The sequence below is a fragment of the Pectobacterium carotovorum genome, assembly GCF_033898505.1.
Lineage (GTDB): Bacteria > Pseudomonadota > Gammaproteobacteria > Enterobacterales > Enterobacteriaceae > Pectobacterium > Pectobacterium carotovorum_J.
In genome coordinates, this window is record NZ_JAXAFK010000001.1 from 525,657 (window position 1) to 548,416 (window position 22,760).

At 49.9% G+C, this 22,760-nt stretch carries 20 protein-coding genes, 6 tRNA genes and 1 pseudogene; 9 read left to right on the forward strand and 18 right to left on the reverse strand.

What is annotated here, in order from left to right:
• Positions 1-279: 279 nt before the first annotated feature.
• From lnt to miaB, 5 genes are all read right to left on the reverse strand, one after another.
• A complete protein-coding gene (gene lnt, locus R9X49_RS02215) occupies positions 280-1,815 on the reverse strand; it encodes an apolipoprotein N-acyltransferase (RefSeq protein WP_319847042.1) in 1,536 nt (511 codons plus the stop codon).
• A gap of 1 nt (position 1,816) precedes the next feature.
• Entirely contained in the window at positions 1,817-2,695 is an 879-nt protein-coding gene (gene corC, locus R9X49_RS02220; protein ID WP_015839475.1) for a CNNM family magnesium/cobalt transport protein CorC, read from the reverse strand.
• 128 nt (positions 2,696-2,823) lie between these two features.
• Positions 2,824-3,303 (reverse strand): rRNA maturation RNase YbeY, encoded by a 480-nt coding sequence (gene ybeY / locus R9X49_RS02225; protein WP_256553660.1) that lies wholly within the window; start codon positions 3,301-3,303, stop codon positions 2,824-2,826.
• Positions 3,300-4,358: a PhoH family protein gene (locus R9X49_RS02230; RefSeq protein WP_014914633.1), complete on the reverse strand. Its 1,059-nt coding sequence runs from the start codon at positions 4,356-4,358 to the stop codon at positions 3,300-3,302. The genes ybeY and R9X49_RS02230 overlap by 4 nt, the downstream gene beginning before the upstream one ends.
• Positions 4,359-4,694: 336 nt before the next feature.
• Positions 4,695-6,119 (reverse strand): tRNA (N6-isopentenyl adenosine(37)-C2)-methylthiotransferase MiaB, encoded by a 1,425-nt coding sequence (gene miaB / locus R9X49_RS02235; RefSeq protein WP_225087326.1) that lies wholly within the window; start codon positions 6,117-6,119, stop codon positions 4,695-4,697.
• Between the two features lie 349 nt (positions 6,120-6,468).
• On the opposite strand from miaB, the gene ubiF reads away from it, so the two are divergent.
• Positions 6,469-7,635 carry a 3-demethoxyubiquinol 3-hydroxylase gene (gene ubiF, locus R9X49_RS02240; RefSeq protein WP_319847043.1) on the forward strand — a complete coding sequence of 389 codons (1,167 nt, stop codon included), beginning with the start codon at positions 6,469-6,471 and terminating at the stop codon, positions 7,633-7,635.
• Between the two features lie 22 nt (positions 7,636-7,657).
• Here the strand turns inward: ubiF and R9X49_RS02245 are convergent, their stop codons facing one another.
• From R9X49_RS02245 to R9X49_RS02265, 5 genes and pseudogenes are all read right to left on the reverse strand, one after another.
• Positions 7,658-8,290: a hypothetical protein gene (locus tag R9X49_RS02245; RefSeq protein ID WP_319847044.1), complete on the reverse strand. Its 633-nt coding sequence runs from the start codon at positions 8,288-8,290 to the stop codon at positions 7,658-7,660.
• Between the two features lie 294 nt (positions 8,291-8,584).
• Positions 8,585-9,589, reverse strand: a pseudogene (locus R9X49_RS02250) (tyrosine-type recombinase/integrase).
• A 93-nt stretch (positions 9,590-9,682) separates the two neighbouring features.
• A complete protein-coding gene (locus R9X49_RS02255; RefSeq protein WP_319847045.1) occupies positions 9,683-11,206 on the reverse strand; it encodes a P-loop NTPase fold protein in 1,524 nt (507 codons plus the stop codon).
• Between the two features lie 49 nt (positions 11,207-11,255).
• Positions 11,256-11,738 carry a hypothetical protein gene (locus R9X49_RS02260; protein WP_319847046.1) on the reverse strand — a complete coding sequence of 161 codons (483 nt, stop codon included), beginning with the start codon at positions 11,736-11,738 and terminating at the stop codon, positions 11,256-11,258.
• Between the two features lie 10 nt (positions 11,739-11,748).
• A complete protein-coding gene (locus R9X49_RS02265; protein ID WP_319847047.1) occupies positions 11,749-12,345 on the reverse strand; it encodes a phage repressor protein CI in 597 nt (198 codons plus the stop codon).
• Between the two features lie 95 nt (positions 12,346-12,440).
• On the opposite strand from R9X49_RS02265, the gene R9X49_RS02270 reads away from it, so the two are divergent.
• The 8 genes from R9X49_RS02270 to R9X49_RS02305 all read left to right on the forward strand — a co-directional run bounded on the left by R9X49_RS02270 (position 12,441) and on the right by R9X49_RS02305 (position 18,525).
• Positions 12,441-12,686 (forward strand): regulator, encoded by a 246-nt coding sequence (locus R9X49_RS02270; RefSeq protein WP_319847048.1) that lies wholly within the window; start codon positions 12,441-12,443, stop codon positions 12,684-12,686.
• A 33-nt stretch (positions 12,687-12,719) separates the two neighbouring features.
• Complete coding sequence (locus tag R9X49_RS02275) at positions 12,720-13,223, forward strand: phage regulatory CII family protein (RefSeq protein WP_319847049.1); 504 nt, start codon at positions 12,720-12,722, stop codon at positions 13,221-13,223.
• Positions 13,224-13,296: 73 nt separating this feature from the next.
• Positions 13,297-13,419 carry a hypothetical protein gene (locus R9X49_RS02280; protein WP_319847050.1) on the forward strand — a complete coding sequence of 41 codons (123 nt, stop codon included), beginning with the start codon at positions 13,297-13,299 and terminating at the stop codon, positions 13,417-13,419.
• Between the two features lie 29 nt (positions 13,420-13,448).
• A complete protein-coding gene (locus R9X49_RS02285; protein WP_319847051.1) occupies positions 13,449-14,489 on the forward strand; it encodes a phage major capsid protein, P2 family in 1,041 nt (346 codons plus the stop codon).
• A gap of 2 nt (positions 14,490-14,491) precedes the next feature.
• The gene (locus R9X49_RS02290) at positions 14,492-15,145 is read left to right on the forward strand and encodes a hypothetical protein (RefSeq protein ID WP_319847052.1); all 654 of its coding nucleotides are present in this window, start codon (positions 14,492-14,494) and stop codon (positions 15,143-15,145) included.
• Complete coding sequence (locus tag R9X49_RS02295; protein WP_319847053.1) at positions 15,142-15,693, forward strand: hypothetical protein; 552 nt, start codon at positions 15,142-15,144, stop codon at positions 15,691-15,693. Before R9X49_RS02290 ends, R9X49_RS02295 begins: the two co-directional genes overlap by 4 nt.
• Entirely contained in the window at positions 15,690-17,360 is a 1,671-nt protein-coding gene (locus tag R9X49_RS02300; protein ID WP_319847054.1) for a hypothetical protein, read from the forward strand. Before R9X49_RS02295 ends, R9X49_RS02300 begins: the two co-directional genes overlap by 4 nt.
• Positions 17,361-18,066: 706 nt before the next feature.
• On the forward strand, positions 18,067-18,525 hold the full coding sequence (locus R9X49_RS02305) for a hypothetical protein (RefSeq protein ID WP_319847055.1): 459 nt from the start codon (positions 18,067-18,069) through the stop codon (positions 18,523-18,525).
• A gap of 103 nt (positions 18,526-18,628) precedes the next feature.
• Here R9X49_RS02305 and R9X49_RS02310 read toward each other — a convergent pair.
• From R9X49_RS02310 to nagC, 8 genes are all read right to left on the reverse strand, one after another.
• Positions 18,629-18,703, reverse strand: a tRNA-Gln gene (locus R9X49_RS02310).
• Between the two features lie 6 nt (positions 18,704-18,709).
• Positions 18,710-18,786 (reverse strand) — tRNA-Met (locus R9X49_RS02315).
• A 53-nt stretch (positions 18,787-18,839) separates the two neighbouring features.
• Positions 18,840-18,914, reverse strand: a tRNA-Gln gene (locus R9X49_RS02320).
• 36 nt (positions 18,915-18,950) lie between these two features.
• Positions 18,951-19,025: transfer RNA gene (locus R9X49_RS02325), tRNA-Gln, on the reverse strand.
• A gap of 54 nt (positions 19,026-19,079) precedes the next feature.
• Positions 19,080-19,164 (reverse strand) — tRNA-Leu (locus R9X49_RS02330).
• An 8-nt stretch (positions 19,165-19,172) separates the two neighbouring features.
• Positions 19,173-19,249, reverse strand: a tRNA-Met gene (locus R9X49_RS02335).
• 413 nt (positions 19,250-19,662) lie between these two features.
• Positions 19,663-21,327 (reverse strand): asparagine synthase B, encoded by a 1,665-nt coding sequence (gene asnB / locus R9X49_RS02340; protein WP_319847056.1) that lies wholly within the window; start codon positions 21,325-21,327, stop codon positions 19,663-19,665.
• 203 nt (positions 21,328-21,530) lie between these two features.
• On the reverse strand, positions 21,531-22,754 hold the full coding sequence (gene nagC, locus R9X49_RS02345; RefSeq protein ID WP_319847057.1) for a DNA-binding transcriptional regulator NagC: 1,224 nt from the start codon (positions 22,752-22,754) through the stop codon (positions 21,531-21,533).
• Positions 22,755-22,760: the final 6 nt, after the last annotated feature.

Consider the following 22,760-nt stretch of genomic DNA (forward strand, 5'->3'; position numbering starts at 1 on the left):
GCGCGAAGTTACTGTCTCTACAGTTAAAAAGTAGCTGATTGTAAATAGATTGAAATGGAAATGTTTGTTTTTTGCGATATCCGCCGCACCAAATAGCAGCAATGTCAGAGTGCGGCACCAATTTGGTGCGTTACTTGCTCCAATAGAGAGCTTGAAGCCGACGCAATATCCAAAAAAATACAGAAACAACCTTTTACAGGGTAATAACAGGCAAATACCGTGCCATAAATAAAAAAAGGCATGCAAAAGCATGCCCTTAGGGAAGTGAGGGGGGACTGGTTATCGGCGACGTAAACTGAAGAAAACGGTAACGATGCCGCCAAGTAGCGTAATGATCCAGAGTGGCCAAGAACCGAAGCGTGCATAAGGCGTGATGCCGGTTGCTGGTACGACCTGTGTGTTCAGTACTGCACGCGTAAACTGCGGTAGGCTGGCGCTGACATTGCCATCTGGCGCAATCACCGCGGTGACGCCGTTGTTGGTACTACGAACCAGAGGACGTCCTAATTCCAATGCACGCATGCGTGCCATTTGGAAGTGCTGCCACGGCCCGATTGAATGACCAAACCAGGCATCATTCGAGATAGTCAGCAACATATCGGTGTCTGCTCGGAAGTTATCCCGCAACTGCTGACCTAAGATGATTTCATAACAAATGGCGGCATTAAGCTTGAAGCCATGAACCGAGAGCTGAGGCTGAACATAGTCTCCCCGGCTAAACGACGACATCGGAAGATCGAAGAACGGCGCCAGCGGGCGTAACAGCGTTTCCAACGGAACAAACTCGCCAAAAGGCACCAGATGGTTTTTGTTGTAACGGTTCGTTGTCGGGTAGTGATATGGATCTTTGTCGCCCAACACGATAACGGAGTTATAAAAATCGGTTTTGTTACCCTCACGCCGGATATCGACGATACCCGTAATCAGGCTGCTATTGTGGCTACGCAGGATATCGTCAATCTGCTTCAGATAAGCGCCTTGACGGCTTTCAATATCAGGAATCGCCGTTTCCGGCCAGATCACGATAGGCGCTTTGTCCATATAGGGCAGGCTATTATCCAGATAGATCTTCAGCGTGTTCAACAGCTCATCCTGTTCCCATTTCATGGCCTGTGGGATATTGCCCTGCACCAGTGCGACATTGACGGCGCGTTCAGGTTGCAGGGTGTACCACTGCACGTTGCGCAGTGGCCATGATAAAACGAAAACGCCGATGGCAATGGCCGCCGGGACGATTTTGCGTTGATTGATGGCATAAACGAGTAGCCCGCTGAAGCTCATCAGCAGGAAGGTAATGGTGTCGATGCCCAGAATAGGCGCAATACCTTTTAATGGACCGTCGATTTGGCTGTAGCCAAATTGCAGCCACGGAAAACCCGTAAGCACCCAGCCGCGTAGAAATTCGGTTAGCTGCCAGAGCACGGGAGCGGCCAGTGCCAGACGCCACAGCGTTGTCTTCGGGCTGAGACGTGAGAGCAGGGCAGCAAACAGCAGTGGGTAGAGCGACAAATAGGCTGCTAGCAGAATGACCAGTGCGATATTTACAGGGCCCGGCATCCCGCCAAATTGCGCGATACTGACGTAAACCCAGTTAATGCCGCTACCGAACAGGCCGAACCCCCAGGAAAAGCCTATCCAGGCTGATTGACGGCTAGTGCGGTTTAGCGTCAGCGCCTGTAGACCCATCAGCGAGATAATCGCCGCAGGCCAGAAATCAAAGGGAGAAAATGCCAGTGTGCCACAGGCACCAAATAAGAGCGCCAGCAGGGCTTTGACCTGCTGGCGTTGTAGAAAAGAAGCGACAACCGTTGCCAAATTATTCTTCCAATTTTGGTTGAGGGGCATCGTCAGGGATTCTGACATGAACCTGGATAATACGGCGGCTGTCTGCCATCGCAACCTTAAACAGGTAACCTTCTATGTCGATGGTTTCGCCTCGGGCAGGAAGGTGCCCAAAAGACTGCATAACCAAGCCGCCAATGGTATCAACTTCGTCATCGCTGAAGCGTGTGCCGAAAGCCTCATTGAAATCTTCGATATCGGTTAACGCACGAACGGTGTAAGTCTGGCGATTGAGCTGACGAATATCTCTGTCTTCTTCATCGTCGTATTCATCTTCAATTTCGCCGACAATCAGCTCAAGAATATCTTCAATCGTGACCAGGCCGGATACGCCGCCAAATTCATCGATGACAATCGCCATGTGATAACGCAGCGAGCGGAACTCATTCAGCATCCGATCAACGCGTTTACTTTCCGGCACAACAACAGCGGAACGCAGGACTTTATCCATACTGAAGGGTTCGGAATCGCTGCGCATAAACGGCAGCAAATCCTTGGCCATCAGGATGCCTTCAATGTGGTCTTTATCTTCGCTAATGACGGGGAACCGTGAGTGGGCGGATTCGATAATCACGTCCAGACACTCTTCCAGCGTTTGATCGCGCTTGAGCGTAATCATCTGCGAGCGAGGGATCATGATGTCGCGTACACGCTGGTCGGCGATATCCATGACGCCTTCGAGCATATCTCGTGTTTCAGGATCGATCAGGTCATTCTGTTCGGAATCGCGAATCAGAGTGAGTAAACCGTTACGATCTTTTGGCTCGCCGTGAAAAAGCTGATTAAGAATAAGAGAAAAGAAGCCCTTTTTGGGACTGGGTGCATCGCTGTTTTGAGAATGGTCGTCGCTCATGCGTTTTAATTAACATCACTCTTGTTAAGGGATTATTGCCAGCAACTGGAAACGGCACAGTCGCTGATGTGTAGCAGATAAGTACCCGACATCTTCCCGATCTCGGGCTAGATAAAATGTATTTCTATTTATTCGGTGAGGCCATCTTTTTCTGCAAGGTAAGGATCGGCATAACCCATACTTTGCATAATCTCGGTTTCCAGCGCTTCCATTTCTTCGGCTTCGCTGTCTTCGATATGGTCATACCCTAGCAGATGCAGGCTACCATGGACAACCATGTGCGCCCAGTGCTCTTCTACAGTTTTTTCCTGCTCTGCGGCTTCTTGTTCGACAACCTGACGGCAGATGATTAAATCGCCAAGCAGAGGAAGTTCGACCTCAGGCGGAGCCTCAAAAGGGAACGACAGCACGTTGGTCGGCTTGTCTTTTCCGCGATAGGTGTTATTCAGGTCGCGGCTTTCGGCCTCATCCACGATACGGATGGTGACTTCAGCGACTTCCTGAAACTGTGGCAGAACGCCTTCCAGCCAGCGCTGAAAGTCTTTTTCTTCCGGTAGCCCTTGTGCTTGCTCGCTGGCGATTTGTAAATCGAGAATCACCTGACTCATTTTTGCTCCTGATCTGATGCCGCAGCCTGTGCTTCACGCTTACGCTGTTCTGCTAAGGCGTCTTTACGTTTCTGCTCAGCATTTTCCCACGCTTCATAGGCATTCACAATCCGCGCGACCACTGGATGGCGCACCACGTCTTCGCTGTGGAAAAAGTTAAAGCTGATCTCTTCCACATCGGCCAGCACTTCAATGGCATGGCGTAAACCGGATTTCAGATTCTTCGGCAGATCGATCTGCGTGACGTCACCGGTAATAACGGCTTTTGAGTTGAACCCGATACGCGTCAGGAACATTTTCATCTGTTCGATGGTGGTATTCTGGCTTTCATCGAGGATGATAAAGGCATCGTTCAGCGTTCGGCCACGCATATAAGCCAGTGGCGCGACTTCAATGACGTTACGTTCGATGAGCTTTTCGACACGCTCAAAGCCCAGCATTTCAAACAGGGCATCATAAAGTGGACGCAGGTAGGGATCGACTTTCTGGCTCAGATCGCCAGGTAAGAAGCCCAGTTTCTCACCGGCTTCGACCGCTGGGCGCGTGAGCAGGATACGGCGAATATCTTGACGTTCCAATGCATCCACGGCGGCAGCGACGGCTAAGTAGGTTTTCCCCGTACCTGCCGGGCCAACGCCGAATGTGATGTCGTGATCGAGAATATTGGCAACATACTGCGCCTGATTTGGCGTGCGAGGCTTGATTACGCCGCGTTTGGTACGGATATTGACCACTTTGCCATAGTCAGGAACGTGTTCCGCAGACTGCTCCAGCACGCGGGATTCTTTAATCGCCAGGTGAATTTGCTCAGGATCGATATCACCAATGACGCCACGTACCGGTGCTGTATCGACATACAGACGTTGCAGAATATCAGCGGCAGCTTGCGTCAGCAGGTTTTTGCCGACCAGTTTAAACTGATTATCCCGGCGATTGATCTCGATGCCTAAACGACGCTCTAACTGCTTAATATTGTCATCAAATGGACCGCAAAGGCTGAGCAGGCGTTGGTTATCTGCGGGTTCAAGGGCAATCTCTTTTGTCGTTACGTTCAAATTATTCCTCTTGAGCGTTACTGTGCTGACGCTATTCTGCCCGCACAAAATGAACAGTTGTCAGACGGCCTGATGTGTCCGCCATATGAATGAATTATTCATCGTGAATGCCCGATGGCGCAAGTCACAATAATGATATTGGGATGCCGCCTCGCAAAAGCAAATGTAAGCGCGATGAAATTGAAACAGATGATTAAGAGGATCTGTCGCAAGAAAACGTCTGCGCGTTTTTAACGTCTCTAGCGATGGCCCAAAGGGTGTCGGACATCTTTATCCGTCATAAAAAATGGGTGGCAAAGCCACCCATTATCACGCTAAGACGTTGGTGATTGTCGATTACGGCTGATAGAACCCGACGCCAATCTCATTCTCTTTGCGGGTACGCGCGATTACGGAAGACGGTGACTCGTGTACGCGCAGATCCATTTGATCTTCGGTGCGGACCACGATGCCGCGCAGCGAGTTGGTATAAACATCAACGATTTCCACATCGACGAATTTACCGATCATATCTGGCGTGCCTTCGAAGTTGACGACGCGGTTATTTTCCGTACGGCCAGACAGCTCCATCACGCTCTTACGCGAGGTACCTTCCACCAGAATACGCTGGACGGTACCCAACATGAGGCGGCTGAAGCGCATTGCCTGCTGCGTGATGCGCTCTTGCAGAAGGTACAAACGCTGCTTTTTCTCTTCTTCCGGCACGTCATCGACCATGTCCGCAGCCGGTGTTCCCGGACGGGCGGAATAGACAAAGCTGTAGCTCATATCGAAATTCACATCGGCAATCAGCTTCATCGTTTGTTCAAAGTCAGCCTGCGTTTCGCCAGGGAAGCCGACGATAAAGTCAGAACTGATCAGGATGCCCGGACGCGCGTTATGCAGCTTACGGATAATCGCTTTGTATTCCAGCGCGGTATGGCGACGTTTCATCATCGTCAGCACGCGGTCAGAACCGCTTTGCACCGGTAAATGCAGGAAGCTGACCAGTTCGGGCGTGTCTTCATAGACGCTGATAATATCGTCTGTGAATTCAATGGGATGGCTGGTGGTAAAACGGATACGGTCGATCCCGTCAATAGCGGCGACCAGACGCAGCAGTTCGGCAAAAGAACAAATTTCACCGTCATAAGTTTCGCCGCGATAGGCGTTAACGTTCTGTCCCAGCAGGTTGACTTCACGTACGCCTTGCGCTGCCAGTTGAGCGATTTCAAACAACACATCATCGCATGGGCGGCTAACTTCTTCGCCGCGGGTATAAGGCACAACGCAGAATGTGCAATATTTATTGCAGCCTTCCATGATGGAGACGAACGCCGTTGGCCCTTCGGCGCGCGGTTCTGGCAGACGGTCAAATTTTTCGATTTCAGGGAAACTGATATCAACGATAGGGCTGCGGGTGCCCTGAACGTGGTTAATCATTTCCGGCAGGCGGTGCAAGGTTTGCGGGCCAAAGATAACGTCAACATAGTGCGCACGTTCGCGAATATGCGCGCCTTCCTGTGATGCCACACAGCCACCGACGCCAATGATCAAATTCGGATTGAGATCTTTCAGCGTTTTCCAGCGGCCAAGTTGATGGAAGACCTTTTCCTGCGCCTTTTCACGGATCGAACAGGTATTGAGCAGCAGGACATCGGCTTCTTCAGCGATTTCAGTCAGCTCATAGCCGTGCGTACTTCCCAGTAAATCAGCCATCTTCGATGAATCGTACTCATTCATCTGACAGCCCCAGGTTTTAATAAGCAGTTTTTTTGTCATCGACTTGCCATTACTCAGTGCGGATAAGAAAGATTCCCCTCGCCCGTCATACTTCAAGTTACAGGTGTGTTGGCTTTCTTCACTCACCCCAGTCACTTACTTGTGTAAGCTCTTGGGGATTCGTTGCGTCGCCGCCTTCCTGTAACCCGAATTATTTAGGGGGTATTCGGGGCGGTATTGTAATCGTTCGCTGACGTTGTGACCAGCACCGGAAACCGTGCTGATTTGATAACCCCTTACTTTCTATAAAAATGCGGCTTTTCTGAAAAATCACCCGCAGATCCAGTACACTACTTTCATGCACTTTTACTGGTGTGAATACACCAGAACCAGAGAGGATAAAGCCAATATGCATTACGATGCGATTGTGGTTGGCGGTGGCATGGTCGGCGCGGCTGCGGCGCTTGGGCTGGCACAGCAAGGATTTCAGATTGCGGTGGTTGAGCAGGAAATGCCTACGCCGTTTGATGCCGCCAGCCCGCCAGATTTACGGATCTCGGCGATTGGCTACGCGTCGGTTGCGCTGCTGAAAGAGTTGGGTGCCTGGCAGCGAGTGCAGCAGATGCGCAGCGCGCCTTACCGCCGACTGGAAACCTGGGAATGGGCGAATGCCAGAGTCGTTTTCGATGCTGCCGACATTCATCTGCCCGAACTGGGGTTTATGGTGGAAAACCGCGTGCTGCAATTGGCGCTCTGGGAAAGTTTGCAGGAAGAGGAACGCTGCCAATGTTACTGCCCGGCCGCGCCGCAGAACCTGCAACGCACCGATGATGGCTGGTGTTTACAGCTTGCCGATGGGCAACAGCTGACGGCTGCGCTGGTGATTGGCGCTGATGGCGCGAACTCTCAGGTTCGCCAGTGGGCGGGGATTGGTATCAGCGGCTGGCAGTATCGTCAGTCTTGTATGTTGATTGGTATTGAGACTTCGCAACCTCAGCAGGATGTGACCTGGCAGCAGTTCACGCCGAGCGGCCCACGCGCGTTTTTACCGCTGTTTGACCAGTGGGGATCGCTGGTGTGGTATGACAGCCCGCAGCGTATTCGCCAGCTTCAGGCGATGCCGCTTGCTCAGTTGGATAAAGAAATTGCGGCTGCTTTTCCTGAGCGATTGGGCACGGTCAAGGCGCTTTCCGCTGGATCATTCCCGCTGGTCAGACGCCATGCGCAAACCTATATCAAGCCCGGTTTGGTGCTGCTGGGTGATGCCGCGCATACCATCAATCCTCTGGCGGGGCAGGGCGTTAATCTGGGATATCGTGACGTTGAGGCGCTGCTGGATGTGCTAATCAACGCGCGTAATGCTGGAGAAGCGTGGGCTTCTGAGCGTGTGTTACGCCGCTATCAGTGTCGCCGTATGCCGGATAATCTAATGATGCAAAGCGGGATGGATCTCTTCTATAACGCGTTCAGTAACGCGCTACCACCGCTGAGCTTTGCCCGCAATATGGCGCTGATAGTTGCACAGCGCGCTGGCGTGTTAAAGCAGCGCGCGTTGAAATATGCCATTGGCGTCTGATGAATAACGAGGACGCCGCCCGCTACAGCACGGGCTCGGCGGTGAAGATAATATCGGTGTCCTCATTGGTTGTTGCTGTAAAGCGAACCTTTCCTAACTGCCGCATGCCTTTACCTGAGGCCTGGCTATCCTGAAGCAGGCCGAACATCATCTCGGTCACCTCAGGGCTTTCGAGGCTATTTTCACCTGATGACGTGTTCTCACTCAATAACGCAGAAAACGCAGCAGTGACGATTTGCAGATTCTGCCTTGTTGCTTCAGGGGATTCTGACGTGGCGTTGAGTATCACAAGTCCATTAAGCTGTTGGCTTTTACTCTCTACCGACCCAATTAATCCGACGTGCTCGTTAAAAATATGCTGAAAGTCATCGACGGACGTTCCCTTTTCCAGATTAATGGCTAATTTGAGAGGGATATTGAGTTTCGTCAGATTGGCATTCATCCGGTCAGCGAACGTTTGCGACGACATCTTGAAAGAAGGAACGCTGGCAGCATAAGTCGGTGTGATGAAGCAAAACAGCAGCGCCACGCTGAATAGCAGCTTGGTTAAGTGTGCACGTATGACAGACCATTGCGATTGGCCGACGTCATTCTGTTGTTGCAGCACAACGTGGTTGAAATCATGAATAACAGAGGATGTCGATAAAACCTTCATGCCCGCCCTTTTAGGAAAATCGAATGATTGGTTTGGATATGTTAGCACCAGACCATGTTAATACCAGACATAACAAAACGGGGCGACGTCTTTCGACTGTCGCCCCGTTTCTTTGCTGTTTTACCAGCTTTATTTGGCTGGGGTACGAGGATTCGAACCTCGGAATGCCGGAATCAGAATCCGTAACATGGCCTAATGAAATCAATTAATTACATTAAATACAATGAGCTATGAATTTTATCTGTGTTTTTATACAGTATTAAATATTTGCGATGCCGCCATTTTTGCCGCCATTCAGGAAGCCAGCGGATTCAGGCGTAGTGCGTCTTCCAGATGGTTGGGGCTGAAGTGGGCGTAACGCATCGTCATCTTAATATCGGTGTGGCCGAGGATGCGTTGCAGTACCAGAATGTTGCCACCGTTCATCATAAAGTGGCTGGCAAACTTGTGGCGCAGAACATGGGAAGACTGCCCAGCAGGTAAGACAATATCAGCCCGTTCCATTGCTTTCCTGAATGCGTTATAGCAGCCGCTGAATAACCGCCCGTTATTTTTGGGGAGTGCGTTATACAGCGTTTCGCTGATCGACACGGTACGGTTACGTTTGCCTTTGGTTTTGGTAAACGTCACTCGGTAGGGTGAAAGCTGAAAGCGGGTTAACTCTTCCGCTTCTGACCAGCGTGCACCGGTAGACAAACACAGCTTAACAATCAATAACAGGTCTTTGGCTTTGCTGGCTTCGCATTCGTACAGTAGCCTGGCGATCTAGTCTTTTTGTAAAAAGGCCATCTCACTTTCGGAGGTTTTATATGGCCGGACGCTTTCTAACGGGTTGGCTGCGTTCCATTCGCCGATTCGCGCCAGTTCGTTGAACAGCGCCCGAAAGTACGACAATTCACGGTTAACAGTGGTCGGGCTGATTTTTGCCTCACGGCCATTGTGGGATATTTCGCCGTTAAGCCGCTTTTCACGGTAGACGGAAAAATCACGGGCAGTGAAGTCGGTTCCCAACGGATCGCCCAATGAGGTGGCGGCACAGTCCAGAATGCTCTTTCTTCCTTCACCATCATTCAGCGTGATGCCGTGGGCGCGATACCACACATCAATCAGGTCAGACAGTTTGCGCGCGTCGCGTTTCTCTGCCGTCCACGGTTTGTTTTCCGCTTGTTCCATGGTGAAGCGTTCAAAGGCGACGGCTTCCCCTTTGGTAGCAAACTGCTTACGCACCCGTTTGCCTTCACGTCCGTGCGGGTAGCACTCACACAACCATTTTCCTGATGCTTGTTTACGAACTGCCATACAGCCCCCTGTTAACTGAGGGCTGTATTTTTACTGTATATAAAGCCAGTAATCAATGTGTGAATAGATATTTTCAAACATTGTGATTGTGTTTTAATCAAAAGAAACCGCAAGTTCAATGGCATCAATATAGTCAGCTATATCATAGACTTGATAGCTTTCATTATCTAAAAGTAAAGTGGCTTGCTGTATTTTAATGTAATTAGAAACCGGTATTTCTGGCCTGTTAGGTATTTCTAATAAGGGGTTTTTTTCTCTTTTATATATATCTCTCTGTATTTTATTTCTATATGTGAAAAAATCAATAGCGATTTCTGTATAATTCTTTGCTCCAATAGTTATTGTTTTTTCTTGTAAATGATTATGTGTATGAAATCCATCATTTGACACTAGGTAATCGATATTAGTATTCTCAGCACTACTATCAATAATTAATTCAAAATCACCATGATGAAAATCTCTAAGATTTGTTTTTTCCAGAATTAGATCGGTTATTGGCTTTGAACGATAAGACCTGTTTGTTAATTGATTGAATAAGTCAATGTCCATGTCATGTATTATCATCAGAGTTAAAAGTAAAATATAATCAAACTTCTTCTTGTTTGTTTTTTTTGATGTGAGAAGATCAAATATTCTATCTAAGTTTCTTTTAGAGTCTCTAATATTTAATTTAAAGGAACTCAGAACACTAGAGCAGTTGATAGATATATGTTCTAATTTTGTTGGTTTAGGGATTATGATATTTTTTATATCTTCAAAATTATCAAAAATTCGTTCTTTGGTTAATTCTAGTGTTATGTCGTTTAGATTAGGAGTGTGGAGTGAGAATCGCCTATGAAAAAAACGGCCAAGATATAAATTAGCATCGAACCCTTCGCCATATATATTTTTAATAGAGTGTTGAAGTTGGTTTGTGTCAGTTGCAATAATAAAAATAAAACCATCAACATTAAATATATGCTTAACTATCTCCAGTAAAGATATTGCATAATCGGGTCTGCATCTATCCAATTCATCAATGAATATAAATATTGGAGGTTTAAATCCTTTGTTAAAACTAATGTCAGCCCACTTCTTAAGCTCTTTTTTAAGTGTTTCGATAGATTTGATCTTTTCTCTGTGTTCTTCTAATAAAATAGTAGCTGCTGTTTTTGCAAGAGTATCAATCTCTTCAATGCCGACATGTTTTTTTATTAGTCCTGAGACTATTTCTGGAACAACTCCTTTAGCAAATCTACCGATTGATTCTCCCACCCTTAATAATTTCCTATCCAAATTCCCAGCATAAAATTCAAGTTGGCTTATTAATGATGAAAATAATGTTAAAAATGCATCATCGGAGAAATCCTGCTTCCATGCATCAACGTAAATGCATGGGTGATGATTTTTTAATGATAAATAGAGTCGCCTAGTAAAGTAGCTTTTGCCTGAACCCCATTCAGCATTTAAGTTTATGACGGTGTTTTTATTTTCTTGTTGAATTAGATAGTAATAGAGGTATTCTGCATATCTTTGTCTATCTAAAGTATCAATACTTAATGTTTCATTCTCACCGTCTAAAGAAAATATTACTTCTTTTGTCCAGTCGAGATCTAAGTTAAACTTATTATTGCTCATGATTTTTTCTCGATATTATATTCTTACATGAATTTTTGTATGGGTTTTATTATTCTGCTATTTCACCAGTCTCTACAAAGCTCATAAACTGTTCTTCATTGAAAATCAGGATTCCCATGTTTCTGGCGTCTCTGATCTTTGTTGGTCCTGCATTATAGCCATAGCAAAGTAATTTTAAGTGCTTGGTTACGGATTTCCTGACAATCATATCCTTTGATGAGGCTATTTTTTCTAGCTCTGCGCGTCTTTCTTTTTTAAAGCCTGTAAAGCAAATGTCGAAGGTTTCTTCTTTAGGCTTCTTTATATAAAACTCACCAGAATCAATCCCTTGATTTATGTAGTTTTCTGCATTTTGTATAGAGTCGAAAAATTTAATTACTCTATCGGTACGAAACGTTTTTAGTTTACGTTCATCCCCATCAAGTAAACTTGTTCCTTGAAAATAATCTCCGTTTGTTGTCATATCTTCAATTGATTGGACTTTAACCATATCCCTTGTATTTACATATACAAAGATCTTCCTATCATTCATATCGATATCCTTATATTTTCGTACAATCCATAATTATTTTTGAAATAACACCAATCTCATCAATCCCACAATCAAACGCCATACCAACCCCGCTAACGCGCACTTTGCCCACAGGGATACGGGTCAGCTCGCGGACGCTGGTTTTTCCTTCAATCTCAACCAACCACTTGCCGTCTGTCACTTCATCAAACTTGCGATCGGCAATGTAGGTCACATCACCATCAACTATAACGATCGGGTCTTGCAGACCATCGGGCAGGAACGCTTTATCAAACATGTAGTAGTTTGAATCGTGCAGTTTTCCATTCAGCAGCTTCTTACGGGGGATGCTAACAACGTCGCTTTTCCCATCTTCAAACATTGGTCCGTTTCCTGAAGATAGCCAATAGATAGAAGCCCCTGTTTCAAGAGCACATTGGATAACCCACTCAGCCGGAAATGAATCGCGCATATATCGTGTGGCCAGGGTACTTTTTGATATCCCCAAATGGTCGCATAGGGCTTGTCTGGTGCTGAAACCATAGGCTTCTACCATCCGTTCTATCGCTTTTTTCCCGCCAGTATGAAGATCTGGGAGTTTGCTTTTTGAAATCTCACCTATTGACATGGCTCAATACCGATCCTAATATCTCAATCGTTCGCTTTTTGAAATTAACTTGGCCGCATATAACTTAATATGAACTTAACTAGGAATCATGCCTTATGAGCACAAACATTACAATTTCAATTCCTGAGCCGTACATCACGCTTGAAGAATATTGCAGACGCACTGGCACTAAGGTTACTACGGCCAGAGCGATGGCCAATGATGGCCGTTTGCCCATCAAGAAAAAGACCTTAACGCCTGGGAAATCCAAAGCTAATGGCCTGTTGGAAATCAACATGGTGGATCTGCTTCTGCGTGCGGTGAGCGAGAGCCATTACGCATCTGTGACCCTAAATCCCTAATTGCGATTTTGTGAAAGAAGACAGGTGCTTACCATGTTTGATTATGAAATCGCTAAACACCCGCACTTTGATGCCGCTTGCCGAGCGTTCGCGCTGGCGCACAACCTTGAGGACGTCGCCGCCGCGATCGGCGTTCGCTCTCAAGTGCTGCGTAACAAGCTGAACCCTGAGCAGCCGCACCGCTTAACGTGTGATGACCTGTTGGCTATTACCGACCACACGGAAGACGCCGCGTTACTGGATGGCCTGCTGGCGCAAATCAACTGCTTGCCGTCTGTGCCACGCAATGAAGCCAGTTCACACAACGTGCCTATGTTTGCATTGAGCGCCACGGCTGACGTGGGCGCGATCGCTGGGGAAGCGGTATCAAATGCCCCAATGTCTCAGGCGCGTAAAAACGCCATACTTCACCGCGCAAACAGCGCAATCCGTAATCTGTCGCTGATTGTGCTTTCTGTCGAAGCCCGATTCCAATCCACGCCGATGATGGCCGCAGCCGTAGACGTGCTGAATTCAGCTATGCCGGTATTAGCGTAAGAGGGGTAAGCGCCCTCGTTCGCGCCCTCGCCGCCGTGAGTTTTCCGCACGTCGCCAGCCTGCTAACGATGCGATGAGCGATCTGACCACGCAACTGACCACCGTTCTGACCAAGTTGTCAGCGATGGAGAACAATGGCACGCGCCGCCCGAACAATGCGCCAAACGGTGACAATAAACCGTTTGAGTTTGTTTAACCGCTCCTCTTTTCAGGAATAAAAAGATTATGCAATTAACTCCAAAAGCCGAAGCGCTGCTGCGTAAATATGCCGCAGGGCTGGCAACGGCTAACGGCCAGGTGGATACCTCGCGATTTTTCTCGCTGACGAATCCGAAAGAAACCCAGCTACGCAATGCGTTGCTGCAAAGTTCCGAATTCCTGAGCCTGCTGCCGAACGTGCTGGACGTCGATCAGATAACCGGTCAGGTGGTGACCACGGGCAAGCCAGGTATTTACACCGGCCGTAAGAAAGACGGTCGCTTCACTCGCCCGCTGAGCGTGGGCGGTAACGAATACAAACTGGTTGAAACGGATTCGGGGTCGTATCTGCCGTACTCGCTTCTGGTTGTCTGGGCGAACTCGGGCAGCGAAGAGGAATTTTTCCAGCGCATCCAGGCATTCAGTAATGAATCGTTCGCACTGGATATGCTGCGCGTGGCGTTCAACGGTACGAGCGTTGCGGATGACACCGATCCTGAAACCAATCCGAACGGTGAAGACGTCAACATCGGCTGGCACCAGATTGTTAAGACGCGTTCCGCTGAACAAATCATCGTTGACGACGTGACCATTGGTGGTGCCGGTGCTGATTTTATCGGTCTGGACGCGGCGGTCACCGATCTGGTGCATAACTGCATTTATGAGCCGTTCCGCAACGATCCGCGCCTCATTGTGCTGGCCTCGGCTGACTTAATCGGTAATGACGCCACAACCATGATGAATCGGATTGATCGCCCGACTGAGAAGGTCGCCGCGCAACTGATTGGCCGTCAGATTGCGGGGCGTACCGTCTACACCCCGCCGTTTATGCCGGAAGGTCGTCTCGTCGTTACCACGCTGGATAACCTGCACATTTATACCCAGGGCGGTACACGTAAGCGTAAAGCCGAGTGGAACGATGATCGCAAGCGCTTTGAAAACAATTATCTGCGCATGGAAGGTTACGGGGTCGAGCATGACGAGCTGTACGCGGCATTCGACAAAATCACCCTGGCAACAGGTGACGCCGCACCGGAACCAACACCTGAAAACGGCGAAGGTGAATAAATATGGCCATGTCCCCGTGTCAGCGCCATCGCGCTAGAGTGAAAACCGCCAAAGCGCTGGATAAACGTGAAGCACTGGCGGCATCGCCGGTTAACGCACTGGCGGGAAAGCTGACGGGCGCGCCTGCTAATCATGATGTCGTGATATTCATGATAACCGCGACCACGATCGAGCAGTTTATTACGCTGTTAACGGCCGCTGCCGCCGTGTTCCCGTTGCCGGAGTTGACGCAGGTTCAGCGCCGCGCCCGCTCGGCACTGAGTCTGGCTGTAACGAAAATGCAGCGCCCTACGCCGTCAGGCAGTTTGCCCGCTTCCGCGCCGCTGTCGTTCAGTACGGCCCGACAGGCATCAGCCGCGCAGGCGATGCAGCAGGCTATCAGCCAGACAAGCGGGGCAGGGATGGCGGATATCGCCGCCGAATTGGCAGGCTTTGCCGTCCAGCGCCAGGCGTTGTTGGCGGCTGCGGGTGAGACACTGCAACAGCTACAGGGGGCGTCAGTACCGATTTGGGCACTGTCAGTCAACAACAGTATCGAAACGGCACTATTGGACATGCGGGAAAACATCCCTAACCCTGATGCGGTATTGACGCTGTGCATGATGTTTGTTGGCGAGGATTTGGAGCCGCTGCGTGAAATGGTGACAGAACGATGAATCAGATTATTGTGCTGGCGTTGGATGGTGAGGCGATTTTGCTAAAAAATATTCTGGTGTCGCCGTCAATGCAAATTCAGGATAAAGACCAGAGCGGGCAGGCCAGCAGTACGGCCAACGCAGAGCAGGGGATTAAGGGCAAGGAACTGAAGGTTTCCGGCCTGATCCCGTTTGCGGAGAAAACCCAGCTTACCCGCCTGTTTGCGCTGGCAGAGGCAAAGAGCGCAGACAGCAGCATGAAGCGTTATCGCGTGGCGAATGAAGTTGCCCATGCGATAAAATTCAGAGAGGCAACCTTTTCCGGCGCAGTCGATGCCGCACCGCAGACTGACAAAATGGCCTGGCTGGTCAATTTCACGCTAAAAGAATTTTTCAGCGTCGCAGAGCGCAAGGTGGCGCAGGCCAGCGCGAAGGGCGGGATGGGGGCGACGGTTCAAACGGCCAGCGGTACGGGCAGCGCCGATGAGGGAGAAGAAAAGCTATCCTGGTTTGAATCTGTACTGAAGAAGATCGATAACAAGATTGGCCCCGCAGAGGAACAGACATGAAACCCATCATTGCATTGCGGCTGGCTAACGACGATTTCCCCGTCAGTGATTTGAATCTGGTGCTGGAGCTGAATAAATGCGGTCTGGGGTTCGTGACGGCACTGACCGATCGTGATGTGACGGGTGAGCTGGTTCGCTTAGATTTGGGATACAACACCTCGGTATATCGCTGGTTTACCGGATTTGTTGAACGCTGTGCGCCTGCGGAGAACGGCGCACAGCGTCTGTTTATTCGGGAGCTGGTCGGGGTATTTGAACGACATTGGCCTATTTCACTGCAACATCCCACGCTACGTGATGTGATAACACAGCTTGAGTCCAGCACATCCATGCGGTTTTCATTGCCTGCCGCGCCGTATGTCGATACGCCAATTCCGCATTTCACTCATTCCGGCAGCGGCTATCTGCTACTCGCCAATCTGGGGCGTGCGTTTGCCATTCCAGACTATACGTGGTTCCAGTTGCCGGATGGTGAGGTGTATGTCGGCAGTTACGCGGATTCGCGTTTTGCTAATACCCCCGTCGAGATCCCCCAGGAATTTTCTACCGCAGGCGGCGCAGGCAACACCCAGACATTGCCGGTTATTCCTGCTATTCGGCCAGGGGTGATTGTGAACGGTCGGCGCATTACGAAAGTGGCGATTGATAATGATGACATGTCGCTGACGTGGACACCGCTGAACGCCAGCGGCAAGCCCGCGCAGAAGCCGCCCGCGCAACGCCAGATAGAACAGTATTACCCTGAGCTGGGAGCAGGATTGCACTTACCGCGCCTGGCGCGTGTGATGAGTGCGAATGACAGTGCCGCGCTGGGTGATCAGTCCGATCCGTTTCGTCCCCGTTACGCGGTTAATCTGCAATTGCTGGATGAGAACGGCAACCCCGCCGCCGACACGCCTGAATACAACGCCGTGCCGCTGCCCGTTCCGATGGCGGGAGCCGAAGGGGGAATGTTTCAGTATCCGCCTGCGGGCGCGGTTGTTGAAATCGGATTCGCGGAGGGGAGGGCAGATAAACCGGTTATCAGGCAGACCATGCAGGACGGCATGGCATTACCGGATATTAAGCCTGGTGAACAGCTCCAGCAGCAGCGTGCAGGCGTGAGTCAGCGTGTCACCACTGACGGCAGTTGGCAGCGGGAAACCGACCAGACCATTAAGGAAAGCAGCAGCCAGCGCCACGTTACCAGTGATGCAGAAACCCGCACGACCACGACACGGACAACTACAGTCAACGGAACAGACACGACAACCGTGCTTGGTACACATAAATTATTGGCTGGCGCGGTTGTGGCGTTGGCCGATGGGGATTACGCGATCGGCACATCGGCAAACATGCTGATCCGCAGCAGTAAAGACCGGAATGACTATGTCGGCCAGAACTACAATTCAGAGGTTGCGGGCGCGTTAACTGAGCGTATCGCGGGTATTCGCCGCAGCGTCGCCGCACAACAGGAATTGATCGCACCGTCGATAAGGTTGGGCAGCGATCAGTTGAATGTGCTCACGCTACTGACTGATACGCTGGATGTGCTGCATACGCTGGCGCAGCAGACGGCCAGCCATACCCATAACAATACCGGCACCCCACTGAACGCAGGGGAGATTAATGGCACAGGCCAACGCGCTACGGCGCTACGTGAGAAATACGGTCCCTTCATCGCCTGATACCCAGCGCATTTACCCCCTATCCTGTAAAACCGCGTCAATCACATTCTAAGCCACGCAGGCCGTCATTAACGTGACGACTGTGTCATTTCATGAACGTTCAACCATCGACCGCGCCGGAGTTCTTAGCCCGCATACGGAAGCGCCAGCGAGACGTAAACGGCGCTACACCGCACCCGCCTGCACGATTTGGATCATAAAAATTTTGCAAAAGAAATCTGGCGCAAACCCTAGCGCCAGCCAGCGCGGTGGCTGGGGTTCTGGCCTCTGGGCGCTTTTGCACGGTGCGCAAGGTTTTGCAGCATTTTGCAAAATCAGGCACATGACGCCCGCGTGATGAATTGAGTAATGCATTGTTTTAAAAGGATCGTTTGTGGTTTTCGTCACTCTGGTCGTGAACAAATTTAGCCGTTGTTATTTTTTAGGAAATACAAGAAACCCAATACTGGCGCGGCTTGCAGGGCGATAGCGTTGTCGGTGGTGTTTGCAAAATATTGCGCGAAAGGATCTGCAAAAGGATCGTTAAGGCAGAGGGGGAAAAGGTGAGCGGACTGGTGACGGAAAGTAAATCGCTCTCTCCACCTCTTATAATTTATTTATTATAACTTGTTGTTTTTTTGTAAAATGAAATCATCATTGGACACAGCAAAACTGTTATAGATAAAAAAAGGTAACAATGGACACGTTCGCCGCATTACTGAGTTTTATGGCATCTCTGGTTGGTATTGTTGGATATATATCGGGAGTCAGGGCTGCTAGTGGCAAGCATCGCTGGATTCTACCGACTCTTATGATTCCTGTAATTGGAGTGCTGTTTTATTTTGCTTATAGTTATTCAGAGCAAATTAAGAGAATCAATAAAGTAGAAAATGCTGCTTCTATACTGGTCTCTGAGTATAGAGACTATAGCTCCCAGGGCTTTAGTTTAGCTGCGTTGGCTTTTCTGGAAAAAAATAAGGATTTATATCCAGATACTTACAAGAGAGCTATTAGCCTATGTGAGGTCAATAACTGCCTAAGCTCGGAACGAGATGATGATGGTGTCAAAGAACTTCGTCGGGGTTATAAACAAATTGATGTGGCATCAGCTTTTCGAGGGTTGTTACTCGGTATTAGCCGACTGGAAGGTGGAGTTCAGGGTAGCAATAAGAGGGTTGTATACTGACTATAAAATGAAGATGGTGTCGCCACTTTGTCGCCACGCGTAAGAAAACGGGGCGACATCTTTCGATTGTCGCCCCGCATCTTGCTGTTTTACCAGCTTTATTTGGCTGGGGTACGAGGATTCGAACCTCGGAATGCCGGAATCAGAATCCGGTGCCTTACCGCTTGGCGATACCCCAAAAATATGGTGGCTACGACGGGAATCGAACCTGTGACCCCAGCATTATGAGTGCTGTGCTCTAACCAGCTGAGCTACGTAGCCAAATGTACTGCTAATGTGACTTTACTTCAACAACATCTTCTACATCAAGTAGATGGCTGGGGTACCTGGATTCGAACCAGGGAATGCTGGTATCAAAAACCAGTGCCTTACCGCTTGGCGATACCCCAACAGGACAACGAATTTTTTCAGCATATGTTTTGAAATGGCTGGGGTACCTGGATTCGAACCAGGGAATGCCGGTATCAAAAACCGGTGCCTTACCGCTTGGCGATACCCCAATCACTACAAAACACTAACAAGCTTCGAAAAGCGATGTCAGACCGAGAAGATAATGGTGCGGGAGGCGAGACTTGAACTCGCACACCTTGCGGCGCCAGAACCTAAATCTGGTGCGTCTACCAATTTCGCCACTCCCGCAAAAAAGATGGTGGCTACGACGGGAATCGAACCTGTGACCCCAGCATTATGAGTGCTGTGCTCTAACCAGCTGAGCTACGTAGCCATCCTTTCCGCGTCACCTTCATCGGCGTTGCGGGGCGCATTATGCGTAGTTGGCCTAATTGCGTCAACTAGTTTTTTCCCGAAAAGTGCCCTCAATGTATCGTTTGTTTGGGTTGTGAACAGTATGGTGAGAAAAACACCAAAAAGCACGTATTCCCAGTCAATTAAGCGTACAAAAACGGGCCATGATACTCGTCATACTTCAAGCTGCATGTGCGTTGGCTACGTTCAGTCACCCGAATCACTTACTTGAGTAAGCTCATCGGGATTCCTTCTCTCGCCGCGTTACGAGGCGCATAAATACGCCTCGCCCTAAAGGGCCAACACTTTGTGTTGTTCAAAACGCTAACGTTTTGTCCTGCAACTCGAATTATTTAGGGTATATGGCCCGTTGACTGAAAAAATTAAATCGAATTATTTGTAGGCGGACTGGTGTACGCCAACCGCGCGGCCTGATGGATCATCCAGTTTCTTGAAAGATTCATCCCACTCAATCGCTTTAGCAGATGAACAGGCGACTGACGGGCCGCCAGGCACGCATTCTGCTGCGCTGGGAACCGGGAACAGCTCTTCGAATATTTCACGGTACAGATACGCTTCTTTGGAACCCGGTGTGTTGTACGGGAAGCGGAAGCGTGCTGTTTCCAACTGCTGATCGGTAACCTGCTGAGCGGCTACTTCTTTCAGCGTGTCGATCCAGCTGTAGCCCACGCCGTCAGAGAACTGCTCTTTCTGACGCCATGCAACGCTGTGCGGCAGATAGGATTCAAAGCACTCGCGCAGGATGTGTTTTTCCATCTTGCCGTTGCCGCACATTTTGTCGCGTGGGTTGATGCGCATAGCGACATCCAGGAAGTTCTTGTCCAGGAACGGCACGCGGGCTTCCACACCCCAGGCAGACATCGCCTTGTTGGCGCGGGCGCAGTCATACTGGTGCAGAGCCAGCAGCTTACGCACGGTTTCTTCATGCAGCTCTTTGGCGTTTGGCGCTTTGTGGAAATAGAGGTAACCGCCGAAGACTTCGTCAGAACCTTCGCCTGACAGTACCATCTTGATGCCCATCGCTTTGATTTTACGCGACATCAGGTACATCGGTGTTGAGGCGCGAATCGTGGTGACGTCATAGGTTTCGATGTGATAAATCACGTCGCGAATCGCATCCAGCCCTTCTTGCACGGTGAAATGAATTTCGTGGTGCACGGTGCCCAAGTGGTTAGCGACTTCCTGCGCGGCTTTCAAATCTGGAGCACCTTCCAAACCGACGGCGAAAGAGTGCAACTGAGGCCACCAGGCTTCGCTGCGCTCGTTGTCTTCTACGCGACGTGCGGCATATTTCTTGGTGATGGCGGAGATAACGGAAGAATCCAGACCACCGGAGAGCAACACGCCGTAGGGCACGTCAGACATCAGGTGGCTTTTCACCGCTTCTTCCAGCGCATCGCGCAGCGCTTCTTTATCGGTTTCGTTGTCTTTTACGGCATCGTAGTCAAACCAGTCACGCTGGTAATACTCGCGAATTTCGCCGTCTTTGCTCCACAGATAGCTGCCAGCAGGGAATTCTTTTATGGTGCGGCACACCGGCACCAGCGCTTTCATTTCAGAAGCGACGTAGAAGTTGCCGTGCTCATCGTAGCCCATATACAGCGGGATGATACCGAGGTGGTCACGGCCAATCAGGTAGGCGTCTTTTTCGCTGTCATACAGAGCAAAGGCGAACATGCCGCGCAGTTCATCCAGGAAGGCTGGGCCTTTTTCCTGATACAGCGCCAGAATAACTTCGCAGTCGGAGCCGGTCTGGAACGCGTAACGGTCACCGTATTGCTGACGCAATGCTTGATGGTTATAAATTTCACCGTTAACGGCCAGAATGTGGGTGCGCTCGGCGTTGTAAAGCGGCTGTGCGCCCGTGTTGACGTCAACGATAGACAGACGTTCGTGAGCCAGAATCGCTTTGTCGCTGGCATAAACGCCGGACCAGTCTGGTCCGCGGTGACGCATTAAACGGGATAACTCCAGCGCTTTCTTACGCAGTTCAACAGGATCGCTTTTCAGATCAAGCACACCAAAAATAGAACACATACATGACTCCCAGTAATGACAGATTCGAACTCAGTGCCATTGATTTAGCATCAAAGTGCCATAGGAATTCAATATTATTTAATGAAAAAAGCCATTGATGTGGTGTTTCGTTAATTTATTCGATTTTTTGGTGTCGATTCGTCAAATTCAGGAAGAGGAAAGGCCGGATTTTTAGTGATTACATAATCCGGCCAGAACGGGAATCAGGCATTTTCGAGCAATTGCTGTAGCAGCACGCCGTTTAGCATCGCCCGTTTGACCAAGGCAAACGCGCTGATAGCGGAAAGATGGTTGAGACTGGAGGTCTCAATCGGCAGGTTATGACGAAATTCTTTCAGCACCTGCGTGTTGATACAGCGTTGAATTGCAGGGATCAGCGTTTTTTCTGCTTCAGTAATTTCACCGGCAATCACGACTTTTTGAGGGTTGAACAGGTTGATTGCGATGGAAAGCGCTTTACCTAGGTTGACTCCAACCTGTTCGATCACTTCGCGGGCGAGAGCATCGCCCCGATTTGCCGCTTTGCAAATGGCAGAAATCGTTACGTTATCCGTAGAAAGCTTGCTGGGGTAACCCTGACGCAGCAGGTGCTGTACTCGCTGTTCAATGGCGGCGTTGGCAACGACGGTTTCCAGACAGCCGAAATTGCCGCAGTGGCAGCGATCGCCAAGTGGGTCGATCTGAATATGGCCGATCTCGCCTACATTGCCGTTGCTGCCGAGAAAAATTTGCCCGTTGACGAGAATACCTGCGCCAGTACCCCGATGGACGCGCACCAGAATGGAATCCAGCGAGTCGTGGGTGGCGCCGAAATAGTGTTCTGCCAGCGCCAGGCTGCGGATGTCGTGACCGACAAAGCTGGTAACGTTGAACTGGCGTTGCAAATTTTCGACCAGTTGCCAGTTATCCACGCTGATGTGCGGCATATAGCGAACAATGCCCGCGACTGGATCAACCAGACCCGGCAGCACAACGGAGATTGCAATGAGTTCGCGAATACGGCGCTGGTGGCTGGCGATAAAGCCGCTAATCGCCTGAAAAAGCGCGGCTTCCAGTGCCTCCTGCGTTTTCTCTTGCAGGTCGTAGTGCGTTTCTTCCAGCGCTTTTCCCTGCAAATCGTATAGCGCAATAGTGGCGTCGTAACGACCGAGGCGGACGGCGATAGAATGGAAAGGGCGGTTTTCAGTGATAATCGAAATGGCGCGTCTGCCGCCGGTGGAAGCCTGCTGATCGACTTCTTTGATGAGCCCGCGTTCCAGAAGCTGGCGGGTGATTTTTGTGACGCTGGCAGGCGCAAGCTGGCTCTGTTCTGCTATCTGAATTCGTGAGATTGGGCCTTGCTGGTCAATCAGGCGGTAAACCACCGCGCTGTTTAATTGCTTAACCAGATCGACATTCCCTATCTGCGCCTGTCCGCCTGTGGTCATGAAAAA

What these genes read in the sequence shown, in the direction of transcription:
- asnB (WP_319847056.1), bottom strand. Translation starts at nt 21,327, where the DNA reads ATGTGTTCTATTTTTGGTGTGCTTGATCTGAAAAGCGATCCTGTTGAA.
- R9X49_RS02280 (WP_319847050.1), top strand. Translation starts at nt 13,297, where the DNA reads ATGAGCGATCTGACCACGCAACTGACCACCGTTCTGACCAAGTTGTCA.
- R9X49_RS02300 (WP_319847054.1), top strand. Translation starts at nt 15,690, where the DNA reads ATGAAACCCATCATTGCATTGCGGCTGGCTAACGACGATTTCCCCGTC.
- R9X49_RS02305 (WP_319847055.1), top strand. Translation starts at nt 18,067, where the DNA reads ATGGCATCTCTGGTTGGTATTGTTGGATATATATCGGGAGTCAGGGCT.
- R9X49_RS02260 (WP_319847046.1), bottom strand. Translation starts at nt 11,738, where the DNA reads ATGAATGATAGGAAGATCTTTGTATATGTAAATACAAGGGATATGGTT.
- R9X49_RS02270 (WP_319847048.1), top strand. Translation starts at nt 12,441, where the DNA reads ATGAGCACAAACATTACAATTTCAATTCCTGAGCCGTACATCACGCTT.
- R9X49_RS02290 (WP_319847052.1), top strand. Translation starts at nt 14,492, where the DNA reads ATGGCCATGTCCCCGTGTCAGCGCCATCGCGCTAGAGTGAAAACCGCC.
- miaB (WP_225087326.1), bottom strand. Translation starts at nt 6,119, where the DNA reads ATGACAAAAAAACTGCTTATTAAAACCTGGGGCTGTCAGATGAATGAG.
- nagC (WP_319847057.1), bottom strand. Translation starts at nt 22,754, where the DNA reads ATGACCACAGGCGGACAGGCGCAGATAGGGAATGTCGATCTGGTTAAG.
- R9X49_RS02275 (WP_319847049.1), top strand. Translation starts at nt 12,720, where the DNA reads ATGTTTGATTATGAAATCGCTAAACACCCGCACTTTGATGCCGCTTGC.
- ybeY (WP_256553660.1), bottom strand. Translation starts at nt 3,303, where the DNA reads ATGAGTCAGGTGATTCTCGATTTACAAATCGCCAGCGAGCAAGCACAA.
- R9X49_RS02295 (WP_319847053.1), top strand. Translation starts at nt 15,142, where the DNA reads ATGAATCAGATTATTGTGCTGGCGTTGGATGGTGAGGCGATTTTGCTA.
- R9X49_RS02285 (WP_319847051.1), top strand. Translation starts at nt 13,449, where the DNA reads ATGCAATTAACTCCAAAAGCCGAAGCGCTGCTGCGTAAATATGCCGCA.
- R9X49_RS02245 (WP_319847044.1), bottom strand. Translation starts at nt 8,290, where the DNA reads ATGAAGGTTTTATCGACATCCTCTGTTATTCATGATTTCAACCACGTT.
- R9X49_RS02265 (WP_319847047.1), bottom strand. Translation starts at nt 12,345, where the DNA reads ATGTCAATAGGTGAGATTTCAAAAAGCAAACTCCCAGATCTTCATACT.
- corC (WP_015839475.1), bottom strand. Translation starts at nt 2,695, where the DNA reads ATGAGCGACGACCATTCTCAAAACAGCGATGCACCCAGTCCCAAAAAG.
- ubiF (WP_319847043.1), top strand. Translation starts at nt 6,469, where the DNA reads ATGCATTACGATGCGATTGTGGTTGGCGGTGGCATGGTCGGCGCGGCT.
- R9X49_RS02255 (WP_319847045.1), bottom strand. Translation starts at nt 11,206, where the DNA reads ATGAGCAATAATAAGTTTAACTTAGATCTCGACTGGACAAAAGAAGTA.